Here is a 19,701-nt window from a genome sequence, read left to right as displayed (position 1 = left end):
TAGAAATGTATTTTTAGTAATCTATAATGATTAACGAAAAGATAACGGAGTGATAAAAATGAAGGTTTTTGCAGATTATCATACCCATACCATCTACAGTCATGGAAAAGGGACGATTCAAGAAAATGTAGACGAAGCCATTCGAAAGGGCTTAAGGGAGGTGGCCATCTCTGATCACGGACCAAGTCACGTAACCTATGGGGTCCGAAGAAAAGATGTAAAGAAAATGAGGGATGAGATTAATGCCATCAATGAAAAGACGGATGGAATAAACGTGAAGTTGGGCATGGAAGGGAACATTGTTAGTACCGATGGAAAAATTGATATAGACAAGGAAATTTTGAAGGATTTAGACGTAGTTTTGGTAGGTTACCATTTTGGTGCATTGCCCCATAGAATCTCCGATGGGTTTAACATCCATGTGAACAATGTGCTGGCGAAGTACCTGCCTTCCGTTGACAGAAAAGCGAGAGTCATCAACACGAAGGCTGTGATTGAGGCGGTGTATAATAATAAGATCGATATTATTACCCATCCGGGCGCAAAGGCCAATATCGATACAGCGGAACTGGCAAAGGCCGCAGCTAAGAGGGATACAGCCCTAGAAATTAATAGCAGTCACGGGCATCTCAGTGTAGAATATATAAAAGTAGCCATGAAGGAAGGGGTAAAATTTGCTATCAGCAGTGATGCCCACAGACCCCAGGATGTGGGGAATGTAAAAGCAGGTTTAGATCGTGCTATAGCTGCTGGGCTAAAGGCTGAACAAATCTTGAATGCGGAAGATTAACAAAGGGGGATTTACAATGAAATTTGTAATAATCACTGGATTATCGGGTGCTGGAAAGAGCCAAGCAATGAAAAGCATGGAGGATCTAGGTTTTTATTGTGTGGATAATCTCCCGCCTTCATTAATTCCTAAATTTGCAGAACTCTGTTTTCATGCCAAAGGTGATATTGAGAAAATCGCTCTGGTCATCGATATTCGAGGAGGAAGGTTCTTTGACGACTTATTCGAAAGTCTTGATACGATTGAGAGAATGGGTTATCTCTATGAGGTGGTGTTCTTAGAGGCATCAGATGAAGTGCTGATTAAGCGTTTCAAGGAGACTAGAAGAAATCATCCCCTTAGCCCCGAGGGAAGGATTATAGAGGGTATTGAGGCTGAAAGAGGACGTTTATCCCAATTAAAAGGAAAAGCTAAACATATCATTGATACATCTAACCTGACTTCGGCCCAGCTGCGGGAAGAAATTCGAAAGATTTATCTTGAGGGATTAAAGACAGAAAATTTAACGATCTCTATTTTGACCTTCGGTTTTAAGAAGGGACTTCCCTTGGATGCAGACCTTGTATTTGATGTGCGTTTCTTGCCAAATCCCCATTATATTGATACATTGAGAGAATATACAGGACATGAACCTGCAGTAAGAGAATATGTGATGAAATGGCCGGAAAGTATTGCTTTTGTTGAAAAACTGAAGGACATGATTCATTTCCTGATTCCCTATTATATCAAAGAGGGAAAGACCCAATTGGTAATTGCCATTGGTTGTACAGGAGGCAAGCATCGATCCGTGACAGTAGCAAACATTCTATATGAGAGTTTATTGGAAAAAGGACACCGTGTGACCATCAATCATAGAGATTCAGTAAGAACTGTGAGGGAGTAGATATGAATTTTTTTGATTGGTTGAAGCCAGGACTAGGAATCAAGCGATGGCTTATGGTTATGGTGATAGGCATTGTAATCATTGGGTGGGGATTTTATCCTTCTTCATACAGTATGATAAATATAAGCGGTTCATGGAAATATCGTATTGTTCTTTTGATAATCGGTAGTGTATTGGTGATATTGGCGGGAAAACCAATCCGTTTATTCTTGATGAGTTTACTGGACATGAGTTATACAGGTTTAGGTAATAGGAATCCTATGGATAGAGTTTCTAGTGGCAAAAAAGTGTTGATGAAAGGTCCAAAGGTAGTTGTAATCGGTGGTGGGACGGGATTGTCAGTGCTTCTTCGTGGAATGAAAAAATACACTTCCAATATTACAGCCATCGTCACCGTAGCCGATGACGGCGGAGGATCAGGAAAGCTAAGAGAAGATTTAGGAATGTTGCCACCAGGGGATATTCGAAACTGTATTTTGGCTTTGGCCAACACTGAACCCAGTATGGAACGCCTTCTTCAATACAGGTTTGAGGAGGGATCGTTAAAGGGGCAGAGTTTTGGTAATCTCCTGATTGCTGCCATGAATGGTATTTCAGATAATTTCGAGGAAGCCATTCGAAAGATGAACGATGTATTGGCTGTAACAGGGAAGGTGCTGCCAGTGACCCTTGAGGATCTTACCCTGTATGCAAAGTTGAAAAATGGTAAGGTCATCAAAGGAGAATCACAGATTCCCTTAAAGGTAAGGGAGCTGGACAGTGAAATCGACCAAGTATTTATTAAGCCTGAAAATGCAAAACCCCTCCGTGAATGTGTGGAGGCCATTGCCAATGGGGATGTGATTGTACTGGGACCGGGTAGCCTATATACCAGTGTTATTCCCAATCTTTTGGTCCAGGATATATCCGATGCCATAAAGCAATCTAGTGCCATTAAAGTTTATGTGGCCAATGTGATGACTCAGCCGGGGGAAACTGACGGATACAGCGTTTGGAGACACTTGCATACCCTCATGAGCCATATGAAAGGCCAATCCATTGATTATGTTTTTGTAAATAATGAATTGATTTCAAAGGATGTACTTCATAAATACGTAGAGGATGGTGCCGAGCCTGTTTGCTTGACACCTGAAGATCGAAAATTGATTGATCAGGCTGGCATACGAATTGTAGAAGGTCCTTTTGTAGAAGTGAAAAAGAACTACATTCGGCATGATGCAATCAATCTGTCGGAACAAATTGTAAAGTTAGCGCTAGAGGAAAAGTATTCTACGGATAAACTTCGAATCTTTGATTATTATTACATCCATGACAAATTGAAAAAGATTACTAAAATATAGAGCGACACGAATTAGTGTCGCTTATATTTTTCGCTAAGCATCTCAGAAATCAATGCCGCTGCTGTTCTTTTGGTCAAAGCTTCCACGTTGACTTCCAGTTCAATTTCATGGGCGAGCTTTTTTATGGTTTCCAGCTGTCTCTTTGTTGGAGGATCATCAGAGGCTGCATTCTGCATGGGTTCCTTTCCCTCGTCAAGAGACAAACCGCTTTCTTCAAACTCTTTTAGATCCAGCTCTTCTAGAGCTGTCATTCCAATGTTAGTAAAATCCCTTAGGGCTCTAGCTTTTGCCCTTGTTGAAGCCATACGGATAATATGGGGCGCAAGATTGCTGCGAACAGAACTTGGACTGGCATCACCAAAATCAATGAAGCGTCGGCCATTGGCCTCTATTGTTGCCTTACATACTGCTGTATTGTTGTTATCTGCAGAAGGAAGCTGCAACAGTTCTACCGATATAGAATTTAATTCCTGTTGATGGGCAAGATCTAGAAGCCCTTCATAGGTTACAAAATTCTTGCCTTGAAGATTAATTACAAATTTTTCATTTAATGGCATAAAATCACCTATCTTTTTTATACTTTGTTATTATTATTTTGCTGTTTTCTAACGATAATAAACTAGGATAATAATGCTTGTACAGGGAGATATAAACTTTCGATATAATTTGACTTATTTCTATGTTATAATGATTGGAGAAAAAGTTATAAATACATACATATTTAGCACTGGCAGCAAAAGGAGGACAAGAATGAAGATTAATAAAATTGGTGCTATTCTTTGTGCATCAGCCCTTATACTTAGCAATACTTTTGCATTTGGAGACACCATTGATTCTATGAGTACATTTATAAAGAATGGTAAGATTGTTACATATTCTGATTTTACAGAAGAAGATGATTTTAAGAAGATTGTGCCGATAGATCATCAATTCAATGAATATCAAAACTTTGCCCATGGTTATACCATAAAATATCCTAATCACATGTATGTGGACGTTTCAATTTCTCCCGTGAAGACTTTGATCTATGACAAAGAGAAAAGCATAGAAATCTATTATGATAATTTTAAAGGAACATCCAGTTCTGCTGCCTCTTATATTGGCTATAGCAATCGATTTTTGCAGAATACCAAAGATCATTATAAAGAATATGAGGATACATTACATATAAATGGTATGAAAGTGCACTTGTTAAAATGGGATCGTGACAAACTTCCAAAAGTACATAATGATAAAAATCATTATGTCAGTGCAGAAATTGTGAAAAATGCCCATGAGGTATATACAATTATCATAAAATCAGCCAAGCCATTTCAAAGCTATGAAGAATATATGGAGCTAATCCAAACGTTTATGTTAATTGAAAAAAAGGGGACACCTCAAGTTCATTTGGAACAAGGCAAAGTATATCGCGGATTAAATGATGAAACAAAGGCTTTTTATGAAAAATACTTTGAAAACTCCAAGGAGATACAATGGGGGATTTTTGAAAATACTGCCCCAAAGGATTTTGGTTTCTTAAAGTCTTTGGAAGAACAGTTAGATTATACTTTTGACTTCTTGGTATTGTATCAGTCTTTCTCAAGCAATGGATTCCCTATGGAAGAAATGAATAATGCTTACGAGAACAATCGATATGTGGAGTTAACCCTTCAGACCATGTATCTTGATGGCAGGGACAATGACAGTGTGACATATGACATTCTAAAAGGAAAGTATGATGATTATTTTTATGAGTATGCACGACAGGCAAAGCTTTTCGAACATCCTATACTTTTCAGGCTAAACAACGAAATGAATGGGGATTGGTGTGTCTATTCCAGTTACTTTACTTCTAAGGATCCAGAAATGTTCAAAGCCGTATGGAAATATGTGTATAATATTTTTAAAGATGCAGGGGTAGACAATGTGCTATGGGTATGGAACCCTCATGATGGCTCTTTTCCAAATTTCGCATGGAATCATTCCTTAAATTATTATCCAGGAGATGAATACGTGGATATTATCGGGTTAACAGGGTATAATGCAGGGACTTATTATCCTGGAGAAACATGGAGAGGTTTTAATGAAATCTATGTACCGCTGTATGAAGAATATGATAAAATCTTTAGGCAGCCTTTTATGGTAACTGAATTTGGATCAAATTCTGTAGGTGGTAATAAAATTGAGTGGATTCACGAAATGTTTGATCAGATGAAAAAATTTGAACGAATCAAAGTAGCTATTTGGTGGAATGGGATTGATTGGGACAGCCAAAGAAACCCAGCAAGAATTTATAGATTGGATCAAAGCCCGGAAATGATCAATACATTTAGACACAGGCTAAAAGAATATAAAACGACTGAATAGTCTATAAAAGAGTACAGGTGGAATTCTTATTTTAAGTCCACTTGTACTCTTTTTAGATGAAAGAATTATTCGTAGTGATATGCTTTGGCGTGGACCTCATAGATTTATAAAGAAACCATTTTGTATGATGCTGAATAAAATAGATTATGAAGATATTAAAATTTAACATTGAAAGCACAGATGTATTATGATAACTTAATATATATATGTTTGTGACAGGAAAATAGTATAATTTTAAAAAATAGTTTGCAGTTTCAATATATTAAGGAGTGGACATTGTGAGGGAGGAAATAAGCTCTGGCGGTGTGGTGGTTTTCGGAAACGCTATACTGCTTTTACGTAAATATAATGGGGACTGGGTATTGCCTAAGGGTAAAGTAGAGGAAGAAGAGGACACAAGTACTGCGGCTGTTAGAGAAGTCCTCGAAGAAGGCGGCGTAAAGGCTGAGGTTATTAAATATCTTGGAAAGATTCATTATTCTTTTAAGAACAGCTGGCAAAATCACGAGGTGGTAAACAAGACGGTTCATTGGTATTTGATGAAGGCGAGAAACATGGATTGTAATCCTCAGAGGGAAGAAGGATTTATAGAAGCACGCTTTGTTCATATGAATAGAGCTACTGAGTTAGCGAAGTATGATGATGAAAGAGATATTATCAGCAAGGCGATCCAAGGAATGAATGAATAGGTTAAAAATAGGAGACCCCACCGATGGTGAGGTCTTTTTTATTCATAAAAATGTTAAAGACGATTATTGATGAGGTACAAAAGTAGAACATAGTGCATCATCACTGGTATTTGCGCGGTTCACATGCTTAGGGTTTACCTCGATTTTGTTGGCATGACAATAGTCATTTTTATAGAATTTACAGTTTGAAACATGACACATTACTTCCATGGTTGGATGAGCTCCTGATTGCATTCACTTACACCTCCTCATATGTTTTCATATATATTGTGTACTATTTTTGCTAAAAAAAAACTGACCAAAATAAGTTAGCAATATTTAAAATTTTACATTCCTTATCATATTTTCATGGATATTTACGTAAATTATGATATAATATTAGAAATATATAAATATTGATTATTCATTGAAGAATTTGAAGCTATAGATGCAAGTGGGTGATGAAATGTCCTTTTCTATGGAAACGAAAAATGAACTGTCTAGACTTATTCCTGAGGATTATTGTTGTCAACTGGCAGAGTTATCCGCTTTAATTCGAATGAGTGGTACCATTCAACTGGTGGGATTCCAGAAAATGAATGTAAGGATTACAACAGAGAATGCAGCTGTTGCCCGAAAAATCATTAAGCTGCTCAAAACGTGCTTTAAGATTCATACGGAGTTAATGGTTCGGAAAAACAGGGTGCTAAAGAAGAATAACAACTATATGATGACTATCAACAGCAGTTCTGGTGCAAACGATATCCTACAGAAATTGGGTATATTAAGAAAAGAGGATGAACAATTTTCTATAGATTATTCAATTCCTCAGGAGCTATTACAAAAAAGATGTTGTAAGAGAGCTTATTTGCGAGGTGCTTTTTTAGGTGCAGGATCAGTCAGTGCACCAGAGAAAACATATCATCTTGAATTAGTAACGAGCAGTGAAGAACATAGCGAAGACCTGAAAAATTTAATCAATGAATTTGATTTAGGTGCAAAGATTGTTCAGCGAAAGAACAGTTATGTGGTCTATCTAAAGGAAGGGGATCAGATTGTAGATCTTTTAAATATTATTGGAGCCCACAATGCCCTATTGAATCTAGAAAATATTCGAATTGTAAAACAAGTGAGGAATAATGTTAATAGAATTGTGAATTGTGAAACAGCCAATCTAAGCAAAATTGTGAATGCTTCTATTCGACAAATTGAAAACATCGAATATATAGAAAAAACCCATGGGTTTAAGGTATTGCCCGACGGTTTACGGGAAATAGCGGAGCTTCGTTTAGAGTTTAAAGAAGCAAGCTTAAAAGAGTTAGGACAAATGCTTACACCACCTGTAGGTAAATCAGGGGTGAATCATAGATTGAGAAAAATAGAGAAAATTGCCGAGAAAATTAAGCAAAAAGAGGGGGATGTAAAGGTATGACCACGAGGGAGGTAACAATTGTTAATAAACTAGGTCTTCACGCAAGACCAGCTGCATTATTCGTACAAATGGCCAATAAATTTACTTCTGATATTACAGTTGAAAAAGGAACAAAAAAAATTAATGCTAAAAGTATTATGGGAATTATGTCATTAGGAGCTGGAAAGGGAGATATGATTACCTTAATGGTTGACGGACCAGATGAGGAAGAAGCCATCCAAGAACTAGTGGATCTTATTGAAAATAAATTGGTCGAATTATAAACTATCCTATTTGGATAGTTTTTTATTTTAGAAAATAAGACGTTGGTCCTAGGAAAAAACTGAGAAATATAAAGGAATCACTAGAAATATGTCGAATTTATTAATCAGTATTATCTTACCACCAATTTCCTGGAGGACATCATGTATAAGATCAAGGTAGACTTTTTAATAAATGGTATGATCTTGGCAAAGAATATCTATGACTGTGACGGTACTATTTTGCTTTCAGCTGGTGCTTGCATAAGAAATAGCTATATAACGAAGCTAAAAGATCTTCAAATCAATGAAGTATATATACAAGCAGATGAAACTGCAGACATAGTCATTGAGGATGTCATACAAGAGCAAAATAGGTTGGAAGCAAGAAAGCTAGCTAAAACCGTTATGGATAATATCCGGTTGGGGAATAGTATCGAATCCAAAGAAATATACAAACGCGTAAATTTGATTATCGATGATCTGCTAAAAAATAAGAATGTAATCGTGCAGCTTTGTGATATTCGTACTGTAGATGATTATACCTTTGCCCATTCTGTAAATGTATGTGTGCTGTCTATCATCACGGGTATTTCCATGGGCTATAATCATCAGAGACTTAAAGAATTAGGTGTAAGTGCATTGCTCCATGACATTGGAAAGATGCAAATTCAAGATGAGGTTTTAAATAAACCCAGTGAATTGAATGAAAGTGAATTTAATGAAATTAAGAAGCACTCGGACTTAGGACATGCGATCTTAAGTGAGATTCCTGACATCGGTCCAGACACTGCAATTGTGGCACTGACCCATCATGAGCGCTATGATGGCAGCGGGTATCCCTTTGGGAAAAAAGCCGAGGAAATTCATGAGTTTTCGAGGGTTGTGGCAATTGCCGATGTCTATGACGCCCTAACCAGTGATCGAATATACAAGAAAAAAATTCTGCCTCACCAAGCGATGGAATATTTGATGACGATGGCAGGACATCAATTTGACCCTGAGATTGCAAAAAGTTTTATTCGATACATAGCCATTTATCCCGTTGGGTATATCGTTGCTCTAAGCACAGGCGAGAGGGGAATCATCACTGATTCAAATCAACAATTCCCTACACGGCCAAAGGTGCGAATTGTATACAACAGCCAAGGGCAGAAATCCACAATAAGGAAGGAACTAGATTTGATAGAACACCCATCCGTGATGATCACAGATGTATTAGAAAAACTATGGTAGATTTGATATAATAGAAGGTATGAACAAAGGTTCGTATCTTTTTCTTTTTATAGCTAATAGGCATTAGCGAATAGACAATAATCATAATGTCCTGGTGTCCTGTAGTGGAGGACGACTTTGTCCGCCTGTTGAAAAGAGTAAAGACCTGTGTATATCTACCAAAAGTGTAGAAGAGGTGATAAACAATGACAAAGAATGAACAGATATTATTTTATATAAAAAGTCTGCCAATAGGAGGCAAAATATCTGTGCGACAGATTGCCCAAGATATGGATGTCAGTGAAGGGACTGCCTATAAAGCCATTAAAGATGCTGAGCTAGAAGGGGTTGTGAGCACGATTCCAAGGGTAGGTACCATAAGGGTAGAAAAGGTAGAAGATAAGAGAATACAGCAGTTGACCTTTGCAGAGATCATTAACATCGTTGAAGGTCAAGTGATCGGTGGTCATGAGGGGATTTATAAAACCATTCGTAAGTTTGTGATTGGTGCCATGGCCCTAGAGGAAATTGCAAGGTATCTTTCAGAAGGTGACTTGCTGATCGTTGGAAACAGGGATGATGTGCATCGTCTTGCGCTGGATAAGGGCTGTGCCATCTTAATTACGGGAGGTTTTTCCTGCAAGGAAGAAATAAAACGAATGGCTACTGAAAAAAAGCTTCCTATTATCTCTACAAGCTATGATACCTTTACCATTACTTCTATCATTAACCGCGATATCCAAGAGAAGCTGATTCGTAAGCAAATACTTTTGGCAGAAGGTATTATGCCTAAAAAGCTGAGTTATCTGGAAAATAGTTGTAAAATACGAGATATGAAACGAATGATAAAGCAAACAGGTCACAGTAGATTTCCTGTGGTGGATAAGAATATGCATGTGGTAGGTGTGGTTACGCCTAGGGATATTGCAGGGGTTGATGATGAAGATGGTATTAGCAGCCATATGACTCAAAGCCCCATTGTTATCGATCGTACCACATCGGTAGCCTATGTTTCCCATGTGATGATCTGGGAAGGCATTGAAATGGTGCCCGTTGTGGATGGAAAGAAACTGGTAGGTGTGGTAACACGTCAAGATGTTATTCGGGGACTTCAGTATATTAGGAGCCAGCCCCATCTTGGTGAGTCCTTTGAGGACACATTATTGAACCATTGTAGAATGGAAGAAACAGAACATGGTGTAATGATGACAGGTGAAATCACACCTATGATGTTGAACGAACTTGGGATTGCCAGTGCAGGGGTTCTGGTTATGCTCATGTCTACAGCGGGATATCTTGCGATTAAAAAGCATAAGCATCTAGATAGTGTTCTTGACAGCTTTATGATCTACTTCATCAAGCCATTACAGATGGAAAGTAAGATTGAGATTCAAGCAGAGATTATCAATATGGGAAGAAAATTTTATAAAGTTGATATTTCTGTTTTTCATCAAAAAGAAATTGTGTCAAAAGCCATGATGTCGGCGAAACTACTGAAAAAGTAATCAAAGGGAGAAAGGAGGTACCTATGAAGGATTTTGTCCATCTCCATGTCCACACGGAATATAGCTTATTGGATGGGTTTGCAAGAATTTCTCAATTAATGAAGGTGGTAAAAGACCTTGGTATGAAAGCGGTGGCCATCACGGATCACGGTTCCATGTTTGGCGTCATCGATTTTTATAAACAGGCTAAAAAGCAGGGCATTAAGCCCATTATTGGGTGTGAGGTCTATACATCCGCCCGGACCATGTATGATAAAGATCCTGTAAAGGATAAGAGTCAGGGTCACTTAGTTCTCTTGGCCAAAGATATGACAGGATATAAAAATATCATGAAATTGGTTTCCATGGCTTATATTGATGGATTTTATTATAAACCTAGGGTTGATTTATCCCTATTAGAGGAGTATAGTGAAGGCATCATTGCCCTAAGTGCATGCTTGGCTGGAAGCATTCAGCGGGAGTTAATGAATGACAACTATGAGGGTGCAAAAAAGGAAGCCTTGCGATTAGAAGGGATATTTGGAAAGGGAAACTTTTATTTAGAGTTACAGGATCATGGTATTGAAGAACAGCGAAAAGTAAATCATGGACTGATAAGACTGAGCAAAGAAATAAATATACCGCTGGCGGCTACCAACGATGTCCATTATCTAAAAAAAGAAGATGCTCATTTCCATGATGTACTGCTGTGTATTCAGACAGGAAAAAACTTGGAGGATCAAGAAAGGTTGAAGTTTCCTTCCGAAGAGTTTTATGTAAAGTCCCCTGAGGAGATGGCAGCTCTGTTTCCCTATGCCCATGAAGCTTTAGAAAACACTGTGAAAATTGCTGAGGCCTGCAATGTAGACTTTGATTTTAATCAGATCCATCTGCCGAAATATGATGTGCCTGAGGGGTATGACGAGAAACGATATTTAAGAGAACTTTGCAATAACGGATTGAAAGAGAGATATGGAGATACTAGTCAGGAACTGGTTGCTCGACTGAATTATGAGTTGAATACCATCGAGAATATGGGCTATGTGGAGTATTTTCTCATCGTATGGGACTTTATTCGTTATGCCAAAGACAATAATATCATGGTAGGCCCTGGCCGGGGGTCAGCAGCAGGCAGTATTGTGGCTTATACCCTAGGAATCACAGACATAGATCCGATTAAGTATAACCTAATTTTCGAGCGATTTTTAAATCCAGAACGAATCAGTATGCCTGATATTGATATTGATTTCTGCTTTGAAAGAAGGCAGGAAGTCATTGATTATGTTATAAGAAAGTATGGCCAGGAGAAGGTTGCCCAAATCATTACCTTTGGAACCATGGCGGCAAGGGCTGCTATTCGAGATGTGGGAAGAGCATTGAATTTACCCTATGCCAGGGTAGATCAGATTGCAAAACAGATTCCCTTTCAAATAGGGGTAACCATTGACAAAGCATTAGAGCTGAACAAAAGCCTTAAGGATTTGTATGATGGAGATCAAGAAGCCAAATATTTGATTGATGTGGCAAGGGCCGTGGAAGGAATGCCGAGGCATGCTTCTACCCATGCCGCCGGTGTCGTGATTTCTAAAGAAGCCGTGGATGAGTATGTGCCTCTCTATATGCATGACAACGGTATCACCACCCAGTTTACCATGGGTACCCTGGAGGAATTGGGATTATTAAAGATGGATTTCTTGGGACTAAGAAATCTCACAGTAATACGGGATGCTTTGGACTTAATCGAAAAGAACCATGGGGTCAAAATCGATTTTTCTAGAATGGATTATGATGATAAAAAGGTTTATGAAATGATCAGCCGAGGCGATACACTGGGAGTCTTCCAGTTGGAGAGCTCTGGCATGCGTCAATTTATGAAGGATTTGAAGCCCGACTGCTTTGAGGACATTATTGCGGGAATTTCCCTGTTTAGACCAGGTCCTATGGATTCTATTCCTAAGTATATTGCCTATAAAAATAATCCTGCTGCAGTGAAGTATCTTCATCCAAAGCTGGAACCTATCTTGAATGTTAGCTATGGATGTTTGGTTTATCAGGAACAGGTAATGCAAGTGGTGAGGGACTTAGGTGGTTATTCCTATGGACGAAGTGACTTGGTACGTCGTGCCATGGGGAAGAAGAAAATGGACGTAATGGAGCAAGAACGTCAATATTTTATTTATGGAAAAGAAGACGAAAATGGTAACTTAGAGAACCTAGGATGTATTCGAAATGGTGTGCCTGAGGAGATTGGAAACCAAATTTTCGATGATATGATTGATTTCGCCAAATATGCTTTCAACAAATCCCATGCGGCAGCCTATGCTGTTCTTGGCTATGAAACGGCTTATTTAAAGTACTATTATCCTGTAGAATTTATGGCAGCACTGATCACCAGTGTTATGGGAAATGCATCTAAAGTAGCCCAATATATTCAGGATTGCAAAAAACTAGGTATTGAGATTCTACCGCCGAGCGTTAATGAAAGTCATGGGAAGTTTGCTGTGGAAAATGGGAAGATTCGATTTGGCTTAATGGCTGTGAAAAATGTAGGATTGTCGGTAATCGAGGCCATCGTTGCTGCGAGGCAGCGAAAGGGTAAGTTTGTCAGTTTCATGGATTTCTGTGATAAAGTAGATACCAAGGAAATGAACAAGCGGGCAATTGAAAGCCTCATTAAATCTGGGGCCTTTGATCATATGGGGGCAAATCGAGCCCAGCTTTTAGCCATTTATGAAAAGGTACTTGACGGTATCCATCAGGATCGTAAGCGAAATATTGATGGGCAGGTATCCCTTTTCAATGCCTTTGAGGAAGTATTGCCTCAAACCATGGGTGAGGAAATCCTTCCAAAGGTGGCAGAGTTTCAATCCAAAATACTTTTGATGATGGAAAAGGAAATGTTAGGATTGTACATCAGCGGACATCCATTGGCAGAATTCGCTGAGGAAATCAAAGAAATCTCTACGGTAAGTACGGGTGATTTGATAGAGCTAAAGGATGATTTTGAAAATAGTGACCTTGAGGATGGCTCCTTCGTCCGTATCGCAGGCTTGATCGTCCATCGTCAAAACAAGGTAACAAAGAACAATAACATGATGGCGTTTTTAAACGTAGAGGATTTGCTCGGTTCTGTGGAAGTATTGGTGTTTCCTAACGTCTATGAAAAGCATGTAAGTCTTCTCACGGAGGATAGTGCAGTAATCATTGACGGCAGGATCAACATGAAGGAAGATGAGGAACCTAAAATTATCGCCGAAAAGATACTGCCGCTAGTGAAAAAAACCAAAGTAGAAAGTACTGCTGAATCTTCTAAAGCTGTGGGACAGAAACTCTTTTTGAAAATCAGTAAAGAAAAGGGGTTGGATATGCTTGATCGGATCAAACCTACCCTGAGCAAATGGAAAGGGAGTGTACCCGTCTACCTCTATGTGGAAGGGGAAGATGCAAAGTTGAAAAAAATGATGGCAGAGAAGAGTTTATGGGTAGAGTTGAATCCAGGCTTATTGGAAGAGTTAGCCCAGATGTTGGGCAGTGACTGTATCAAAGTGTGTTAATTATATATATTCAAATGAAGGAACAGGGAAGGCATCTTCTCTGTTCTTTTGTTTTAGCAGACAAACCTCATTTTTTCTTGGCACAGGACAAAGGGCAGCAAAATATACTGATAATGATAGGAGTATTTCAGGATATGAAATATTCCCTTCCGGGAATGACCCTAAGTATGCAGTAGAACCTGGACTAGTAAAAGAGGGGAGGCACCATCAAATGGAAGAAAGAATTCGATTGAAGATTGACAACAAAGAGAGGATAGAGATACGAAAAGGAATGACTCTTTTAGAACTTAGTAATACATATAAACATCGATATGAAACACCCATTGTGGCAGCAAAAGTAAACAACGATCTAAAGGAATTGAGCTATGTTATAAATGAACCTGGGAGTATAGAATTCATAGATCTGACAAAAACCGATGGCATTCGGATCTATCAAAGAAGTCTCGTGTTTGTATTCATACGGGCAGCCATGGAGGTACTGCCAGACTGCAGAGTTACCATTGAGCATTCTCTTAGTAAAGGATTGTATAGTGAAATAAAATTCAAACGGCCCATCTATGAATCCGATGTTCTAAAGATAGAGGCCAGAATGAAAGAGATTGTTGAAGGGGATGAGCCTATAACAAAAGAAAATGCCGCCATAGAGGAGGCAAAGGAAATCTTTTCGCAGTGGCATCTAGACCCCAAGATTAGGCTCCTAAATTATAAAACAATACCTGATATTAATATTTATACCTGCGGTTGGTTAAAGAATTATTTCTATGGCTATATGGTGCCAAGGACGAGTTATCTAAAGCTATTTAAGTTAAAATATTACATGCCGGGTATTATTTTGATCCATCCTGAAAAGACCAATCCCCATGAATTGCCTGAATATCATGAACAGCGAAAAATGGCGGCTATTTTCAAGGAATCAGCCAACTGGGCTAAAATTATGAATGTTGAGTATGTAGCCAGCTTAAATCAATTGATTGAGCAGCAAAAACATGGGGAAATCATCCGTGTGGCCGAAGCGCTTCACGAGAAGAAAATTGCCCATATTGCAGACCTGATCACCCAAAAGCAAAAAAGAATCGTACTGATTGCTGGGCCATCGTCTTCAGGGAAAACCACATTTGCCCAAAAACTTATGGTACAGCTGAAGGTTAATGGATTGAATCCTGTATCCCTATCTACTGACGACTATTTTGTTGATCGTGAACTAACACCAAAGGATGAAAAGGGAGAATACAACTTTGAAGCACTTGAAGCCGTAGACATAGATTTGTTTAACGAACATCTTACAAAGCTTATCCTTGGAGAAGCCGTAGAAATACCAACTTTTAATTTTCAAAAGGGTATCCGGGAATATAAGGGTCATATTTTAAAAATTAAGGAAAATCAGCCCATTGTCATTGAAGGTATTCATGGATTGAATGAGCGGTTAACGGAGGATATACCCCATGACAAAAAATTTAAGATCTATATCAGTGCCCTAACCCAGCTAAATATAGATGATCATAACCGAATCAATACTACTGATACACGGTTAATCAGAAGAATCATAAGGGACAGCAAATACCGCGGAAGAACAGCCTTAGCTACCCTTAAGCTTTGGGAATCAGTTCGCCGAGGAGAGGAAAAATACATCTTTCCTTATCAAGAAGATGCTGATATCATGTTCAATTCGTCCTTAATCTACGAATTGTCCGTGCTGAAAAAACATATTGAGCCTCTTTTGTTAGAAATAGGGATTGAGGAAAAAGAATACGCTGAGGCCAAACGCCTGCTGAAGTTTTTAAGCTATTTTCTATCAATAGAAGATGATAGCTTTATTCCAAAGAATTCGCTGATTCGGGAGTTTATCGGTGGAAGCTGGTTTTATGATAAATAAAGATACAGAACAAAAGCAGTGAAATCTCGCTGCTTTTGTTCTGCTAAAGTGAAAGGGAATGGAGATAAATAAGGTAATGAAGAAAAATAATAATGGACAAACTATATAAAAAGTAGCACCTTACTTGACACCAATGATATAATCTATACATAGAGAGGACATAATTTTAGAGAATATGTTGTACCGATATTGAAATTTACGTAGTTTTAGATTAAAATATAAACAAAATTACTACTCCAAAGAGGAGGGCCTATGGATGTGGACAGTTGTATATATGGCACATAGTCAAGAAGATGCAGATAAGATTCGAACGATCCTAAGCGAAGAAGGATTTCTAGTAAAAATTAGGCCGATCGGTAAAGAAGAAAATCGAGTTTATGAGGTACTAGTGCCAAATGGAGAAGTAGAGGAAGTACATGAGGTTTTGATTGATCTAGGCGTATAAGGGTAAATCATATTAAGGGAAAGACCCTTTCGATAGGGACTTTCCCTTAAGAAATGTTTAGAAATGTGTGAATATATAGCAAGAAGAAAGGGGACTTGGAAGAGCATGCGAAAAATAGGTGTGTTAACAAGTGGTGGTGATTCTCCAGGAATGAATGCTGCCATAAGGGCCGTGGTAAGATCTGCCATATATCATGACCTAAAGGTGGTTGGGATTAAGAGAGGCTACGAGGGACTCATCAATGGCGATATTGAGGAAATGAATCTATCCTCTGTGGCAGACATCATTCATCGTGGCGGAACCATGCTTCGAACAGCAAGAAGTGAAGAATTTAGAACAGAAAAAGGATTCAATAAAGCACTGAATGTCATCAGTATCTTTGGTATTGAGGGGATCGTGGTGATTGGAGGAGATGGGTCATTTAAGGGCGCTGAAAAGTTAAGCCAAGCTGGCGTAAAAGCCGTTGGGCTGCCTGGCACCATCGACAACGATTTGGCCTACACTGACTATACCATTGGCTTCGATACAGCAGTCAATACCGTAGTAAATGCCATTAGTAATATCCGAGATACTTCCACCTCCCATGGAAGAGCCAACATTGTGGAAGTAATGGGAAGACACTGTGGTGATATTGCTCTACATGCAGGATTAGCTGGTGGTGCAGAGAGTATTATTGTACCGGAAGAACCTTTTACCATTGATGAGATTTGTAAAAGACTTATACAAGGGAAAAATAGAGGAAAACTACATAGTATTATTATCTTGGCAGAGGGTGTATTAGGTGATCCCAACGAGTTGGCAAAGGCTATCGTAGACAAAACTGGGGCAGATACAAGGGTAACAACTTTAGGACATATACAAAGGGGCGGCAGTCCAACGGCCTTCGATAGAAATCTGGCAAGCCGTATGGGTGGAAGAGCAGTACAGCTCATGCTAGAGAATAAAAGCAGCCGTGTGGTGGGCATCAAAGGTAGCGAAATTATTGATTTAGATATTTCAGAGGCACTTTCGATAAAGAAAGAAATCAATAAAGATATGTTGGAATTGGCAAAAATATTATCAATTTAAAAAAATGAGGAGGGGCATGGATGAGAAAGACAAAAATTGTATGTACCATAGGACCAGCTAGTGAGAAAAAGGATGTATTGGAAAAAATCATTCTTCAAGGAATGAATGTGGCACGTTTGAACTTTTCCCATGGAAGCCATGAGGAGCACTTAAAGCGTATCGAGGCAGTAAAGGATGTAAGAGAAGAGTTAGGACTTCCTGTTGCAATATTATTGGATACCAAAGGACCTGAAATTAGAACAGGAAATTTTAAAGATGGAGAGGCCTTCCTTGAAGAGGGGAAAGAGTATACGCTAACCACAAGAGATGTTGCCGGTGATGAAAACATATGTACAATTTCCTATAAAGAGTTGCCGAAAGATGTAAAAAAGGGAGACAGTATTTTGATAGACGATGGGTTAATCGGTCTAGAGGTATTAGAAATCATTGATAATACAGATATTAAATGTTCTATAAAAAATTCGGGTACGGTAAAGAACCACAAGGGCGTAAATGTCCCGGGGGTAAAGATCAACTTGCCTGCCATCACCCAGAAGGACAGCGATGACATCATATTTGGGATACAAAACGATATCGACTTCATTGCTGCATCCTTCGTAAGAAAGGCTGCAGATGTACTGGAAATCAGAAAGATATTAGAAGCCCATAATGCTGGAGATATCCAGATTATCTCAAAAATTGAAAACCAAGAGGGTGTAGACAATATCGATGAAATCATTGAAATATCTGATGGGATCATGGTAGCTAGGGGTGACCTGGGGGTAGAAATCCCAACAGAGCAGGTTCCATTGGTGCAAAAGATGATTATCAAAAAGTGTAATGCGGTAGGCAAGCCAGTTATTACGGCTACGCAAATGCTTGACTCAATGATTCGAAATCCAAGACCTACGAGGGCGGAGGTTACCGACGTGGCCAATGCCATCTTTGATGGAACAGATGCCATCATGCTTTCTGGGGAAACGGCAGCAGGAAAGTATCCTCTTGAATCTGTTGGTACCATGGCCAATATTGCAAAAACTACCGAAGCTTCCCTCAATTATGAACAGATTTTGAAAGAAAAGGGAATTGGTAAGGATAAAACCATTACAGATGCCATCAGCCATGCAACTTGTACCACTGCCTATGATTTAGGAGCATCAGCCATTCTAACAGCAACTTCATCGGGCCATACAGCCAGAATGGTTTCTAAGTTCAGACCGAAGGCACCGATTATTGCTACCACTACAACCCAAAAGGTGGCTAGAAAGCTGGCATTGACATGGGGAACCTATCCTGTGATTATCCGAGAGGCTCAATCAACAGATGAAGTATTTGATGCTGCAATTCAAAAATCCTTAGCTACGGGACATATTAAGGGTGGAGATTTGATTGTTATTACTGCAGGTGTGCCTGTGGGTGTGGCTGGTACAACAAATACCATCAAGGTTCATATTGTTGGTGAAATTTTAGTGAAGGGTATGGGTGTTGGCAAGCATTCAGCCATTGGAAAGGTTTCCATCGTGAACAACGCAGAAGAGGCAGCTTCAAAATTCAATGAAGGTGACATACTGGTTGCTGTAGGTACCGATAAAGATATGGTGAAGTATATGGAAAAGGCAGCAGCGGTCATTGTTGAAGAAGGCGGGTTGACTTCCCATGCAGCCATCGTAGGTTTACATCTAGGTATACCTGTAATTGTGGGAACCACAGGTGCGACCACCATCTTAAAGCATGGTATGGAAGTAACGGTTGACAGTATTAGAGGATTGGTATACCAAGGAAAAGCAAGAGTACTATAAAAAGAACAGTATTTACAGCCGAACCAATAAAGGTTCGGCTGTTTGCATATATGTAGGAATAGGATATAATAAAATGTAGGGAACAGGTACCCATATTCCAAAGTGATAGAGCAGATTCTCGCATTGATTGTCTATAATTCCTAGGAGGTGCATAAAATGTATACAAATGATGCATGGTTACGTGTGAGATATGAAGAAACCGACCAGATGGGCGTGGTATACAACGGTAATTATTATACATGGTTTGAGGTAGGTAGGTCAGAGTTTTTCAGGTCTTTGGGCTATACTTATGCCCAGATGGAACGGGAAGGCATGATTTTGCCCGTTATTGAAAGCGGATGTGTCTATAAGATCCCAGCAAAGTATGATGATGAAATATTGATTCGAACGAGAATTGAAGCACTGAAGGGCATTCGATTAGAATTTCAATATGAAATTATTCGGAAGGAAGATGGAGAACTGCTTGCCACTGGGAAAACCATTCACGCCTTCGTAGATAGAAGCTTAAAACCAGTAAATTTTAAAAAGGTGAATCCAAAGGTATGGGAGATTCTTCAAGACTGTATGAAAGAGGTGCAGTAAT

Annotated in this window: 17 protein-coding genes; 15 read left to right on the top strand and 2 right to left on the bottom strand. The window is 39.0% G+C overall.

The genetic code is table 11. The features are described from left to right. The first annotated feature begins 58 nt into the window (after positions 1 to 58). From K0R93_RS06200 to K0R93_RS06190, 3 genes are read left to right on the top strand one after another with little or no spacing between them, the layout of a single operon-like run. Positions 59 to 790, top strand: a complete 732-nt coding sequence (locus tag K0R93_RS06200; RefSeq protein ID WP_300299066.1) for a PHP domain-containing protein — start codon at positions 59 to 61, stop codon at positions 788 to 790. Between the two features lie 16 nt (positions 791 to 806). Further along, positions 807 to 1,673, top strand: coding sequence for an RNase adapter RapZ (gene rapZ, locus K0R93_RS06195; protein ID WP_300299064.1), 867 nt, complete (start codon positions 807 to 809; stop codon positions 1,671 to 1,673). 2 nt (positions 1,674 to 1,675) lie between these two features. Beyond that, on the top strand, positions 1,676 to 3,013 hold the full coding sequence (locus K0R93_RS06190; RefSeq protein ID WP_300299062.1) for a gluconeogenesis factor YvcK family protein: 1,338 nt from the start codon (positions 1,676 to 1,678) through the stop codon (positions 3,011 to 3,013). Positions 3,014 to 3,024: 11 nt separating this feature from the next. On the opposite strand, the gene K0R93_RS06185 is transcribed toward K0R93_RS06190, so the two are convergent. After that, on the bottom strand, positions 3,025 to 3,570 hold the full coding sequence (locus tag K0R93_RS06185) for a hypothetical protein (protein WP_300299060.1): 546 nt from the start codon (positions 3,568 to 3,570) through the stop codon (positions 3,025 to 3,027). Between the two features lie 193 nt (positions 3,571 to 3,763). Here K0R93_RS06185 and K0R93_RS06180 point away from each other — a divergent pair, with 193 nt between their 5' ends. Both K0R93_RS06180 and K0R93_RS06175 read left to right on the top strand, forming a co-directional pair. After that, positions 3,764 to 5,362: a glycoside hydrolase family 26 protein gene (locus tag K0R93_RS06180; RefSeq protein ID WP_300299058.1), complete on the top strand. Its 1,599-nt coding sequence runs from the start codon at positions 3,764 to 3,766 to the stop codon at positions 5,360 to 5,362. Between the two features lie 278 nt (positions 5,363 to 5,640). Next, positions 5,641 to 6,051 (top strand): NUDIX hydrolase, encoded by a 411-nt coding sequence (locus K0R93_RS06175; RefSeq protein WP_300299056.1) that lies wholly within the window; start codon positions 5,641 to 5,643, stop codon positions 6,049 to 6,051. Positions 6,052 to 6,114: 63 nt separating this feature from the next. Here the strand turns inward: K0R93_RS06175 and K0R93_RS06170 are convergent, their stop codons facing one another. Continuing rightward, positions 6,115 to 6,285 (bottom strand): DUF1540 domain-containing protein, encoded by a 171-nt coding sequence (locus tag K0R93_RS06170; RefSeq protein WP_300299054.1) that lies wholly within the window; start codon positions 6,283 to 6,285, stop codon positions 6,115 to 6,117. A gap of 211 nt (positions 6,286 to 6,496) precedes the next feature. Between K0R93_RS06170 and whiA the strand changes: the two genes are divergently transcribed. The 10 genes from whiA to K0R93_RS06120 all read left to right on the top strand — a co-directional run bounded on the left by whiA (position 6,497) and on the right by K0R93_RS06120 (position 19,700). Then, the gene (whiA, locus tag K0R93_RS06165; protein WP_300299052.1) at positions 6,497 to 7,462 is read left to right on the top strand and encodes a DNA-binding protein WhiA; all 966 of its coding nucleotides are present in this window, start codon (positions 6,497 to 6,499) and stop codon (positions 7,460 to 7,462) included. After that, positions 7,459 to 7,725 (top strand): HPr family phosphocarrier protein, encoded by a 267-nt coding sequence (locus K0R93_RS06160; RefSeq protein ID WP_300299050.1) that lies wholly within the window; start codon positions 7,459 to 7,461, stop codon positions 7,723 to 7,725. The genes whiA and K0R93_RS06160 overlap by 4 nt, the downstream gene beginning before the upstream one ends. Before the next feature lie 141 nt (positions 7,726 to 7,866). Continuing rightward, positions 7,867 to 8,937, top strand: a complete 1,071-nt coding sequence (locus K0R93_RS06155) for an HD-GYP domain-containing protein (protein WP_300299048.1) — start codon at positions 7,867 to 7,869, stop codon at positions 8,935 to 8,937. 185 nt (positions 8,938 to 9,122) lie between these two features. Continuing rightward, positions 9,123 to 10,421, top strand: coding sequence for a DRTGG domain-containing protein (locus tag K0R93_RS06150; protein ID WP_300299046.1), 1,299 nt, complete (start codon positions 9,123 to 9,125; stop codon positions 10,419 to 10,421). 23 nt (positions 10,422 to 10,444) lie between these two features. Further along, positions 10,445 to 13,954 carry a DNA polymerase III subunit alpha gene (locus K0R93_RS06145; RefSeq protein ID WP_300299044.1) on the top strand — a complete coding sequence of 1,170 codons (3,510 nt, stop codon included), beginning with the start codon at positions 10,445 to 10,447 and terminating at the stop codon, positions 13,952 to 13,954. Between the two features lie 211 nt (positions 13,955 to 14,165). After that, positions 14,166 to 15,827, top strand: coding sequence for a nucleoside kinase (locus tag K0R93_RS06140; RefSeq protein ID WP_300299042.1), 1,662 nt, complete (start codon positions 14,166 to 14,168; stop codon positions 15,825 to 15,827). A gap of 256 nt (positions 15,828 to 16,083) precedes the next feature. Then, positions 16,084 to 16,272: a hypothetical protein gene (locus tag K0R93_RS06135; RefSeq protein WP_300299040.1), complete on the top strand. Its 189-nt coding sequence runs from the start codon at positions 16,084 to 16,086 to the stop codon at positions 16,270 to 16,272. A 105-nt stretch (positions 16,273 to 16,377) separates the two neighbouring features. Then, the gene (gene pfkA, locus K0R93_RS06130; RefSeq protein WP_300299038.1) at positions 16,378 to 17,340 is read left to right on the top strand and encodes a 6-phosphofructokinase; all 963 of its coding nucleotides are present in this window, start codon (positions 16,378 to 16,380) and stop codon (positions 17,338 to 17,340) included. 20 nt (positions 17,341 to 17,360) lie between these two features. After that, on the top strand, positions 17,361 to 19,118 hold the full coding sequence (pyk, locus tag K0R93_RS06125; RefSeq protein WP_300299036.1) for a pyruvate kinase: 1,758 nt from the start codon (positions 17,361 to 17,363) through the stop codon (positions 19,116 to 19,118). A 156-nt stretch (positions 19,119 to 19,274) separates the two neighbouring features. Beyond that, on the top strand, positions 19,275 to 19,700 hold the full coding sequence (locus K0R93_RS06120) for an acyl-CoA thioesterase (protein ID WP_300299034.1): 426 nt from the start codon (positions 19,275 to 19,277) through the stop codon (positions 19,698 to 19,700). Position 19,701: the final 1 nt, after the last annotated feature.

Origin of the sequence: Anaerosolibacter sp. (assembly GCF_029240175.1) — a bacterium.
Lineage (GTDB): Bacteria > Bacillota > Clostridia > Peptostreptococcales > Thermotaleaceae > Anaerosolibacter.
Note: the sequence above shows the minus strand (reverse complement) of the source record. Positions and strands in the feature narration are given on the sequence as shown.

Coding starts and splice junctions, on each gene's coding strand:
- K0R93_RS06200 (WP_300299066.1), top strand. CDS start 59: ATGAAGGTTTTTGCAGATTATCATACCCATACCATCTACAGTCATGGA.
- rapZ (WP_300299064.1), top strand. CDS start 807: ATGAAATTTGTAATAATCACTGGATTATCGGGTGCTGGAAAGAGCCAA.
- K0R93_RS06190 (WP_300299062.1), top strand. CDS start 1,676: ATGAATTTTTTTGATTGGTTGAAGCCAGGACTAGGAATCAAGCGATGG.
- K0R93_RS06185 (WP_300299060.1), bottom strand. CDS start 3,570: ATGCCATTAAATGAAAAATTTGTAATTAATCTTCAAGGCAAGAATTTT.
- K0R93_RS06180 (WP_300299058.1), top strand. CDS start 3,764: ATGAAGATTAATAAAATTGGTGCTATTCTTTGTGCATCAGCCCTTATA.
- K0R93_RS06170 (WP_300299054.1), bottom strand. CDS start 6,285: ATGCAATCAGGAGCTCATCCAACCATGGAAGTAATGTGTCATGTTTCA.
- whiA (WP_300299052.1), top strand. CDS start 6,497: ATGTCCTTTTCTATGGAAACGAAAAATGAACTGTCTAGACTTATTCCT.
- K0R93_RS06160 (WP_300299050.1), top strand. CDS start 7,459: ATGACCACGAGGGAGGTAACAATTGTTAATAAACTAGGTCTTCACGCA.
- K0R93_RS06155 (WP_300299048.1), top strand. CDS start 7,867: ATGTATAAGATCAAGGTAGACTTTTTAATAAATGGTATGATCTTGGCA.
- K0R93_RS06150 (WP_300299046.1), top strand. CDS start 9,123: ATGACAAAGAATGAACAGATATTATTTTATATAAAAAGTCTGCCAATA.
- K0R93_RS06145 (WP_300299044.1), top strand. CDS start 10,445: ATGAAGGATTTTGTCCATCTCCATGTCCACACGGAATATAGCTTATTG.
- K0R93_RS06140 (WP_300299042.1), top strand. CDS start 14,166: ATGGAAGAAAGAATTCGATTGAAGATTGACAACAAAGAGAGGATAGAG.
- K0R93_RS06135 (WP_300299040.1), top strand. CDS start 16,084: ATGTGGACAGTTGTATATATGGCACATAGTCAAGAAGATGCAGATAAG.
- pfkA (WP_300299038.1), top strand. CDS start 16,378: ATGCGAAAAATAGGTGTGTTAACAAGTGGTGGTGATTCTCCAGGAATG.
- pyk (WP_300299036.1), top strand. CDS start 17,361: ATGAGAAAGACAAAAATTGTATGTACCATAGGACCAGCTAGTGAGAAA.
- K0R93_RS06120 (WP_300299034.1), top strand. CDS start 19,275: ATGTATACAAATGATGCATGGTTACGTGTGAGATATGAAGAAACCGAC.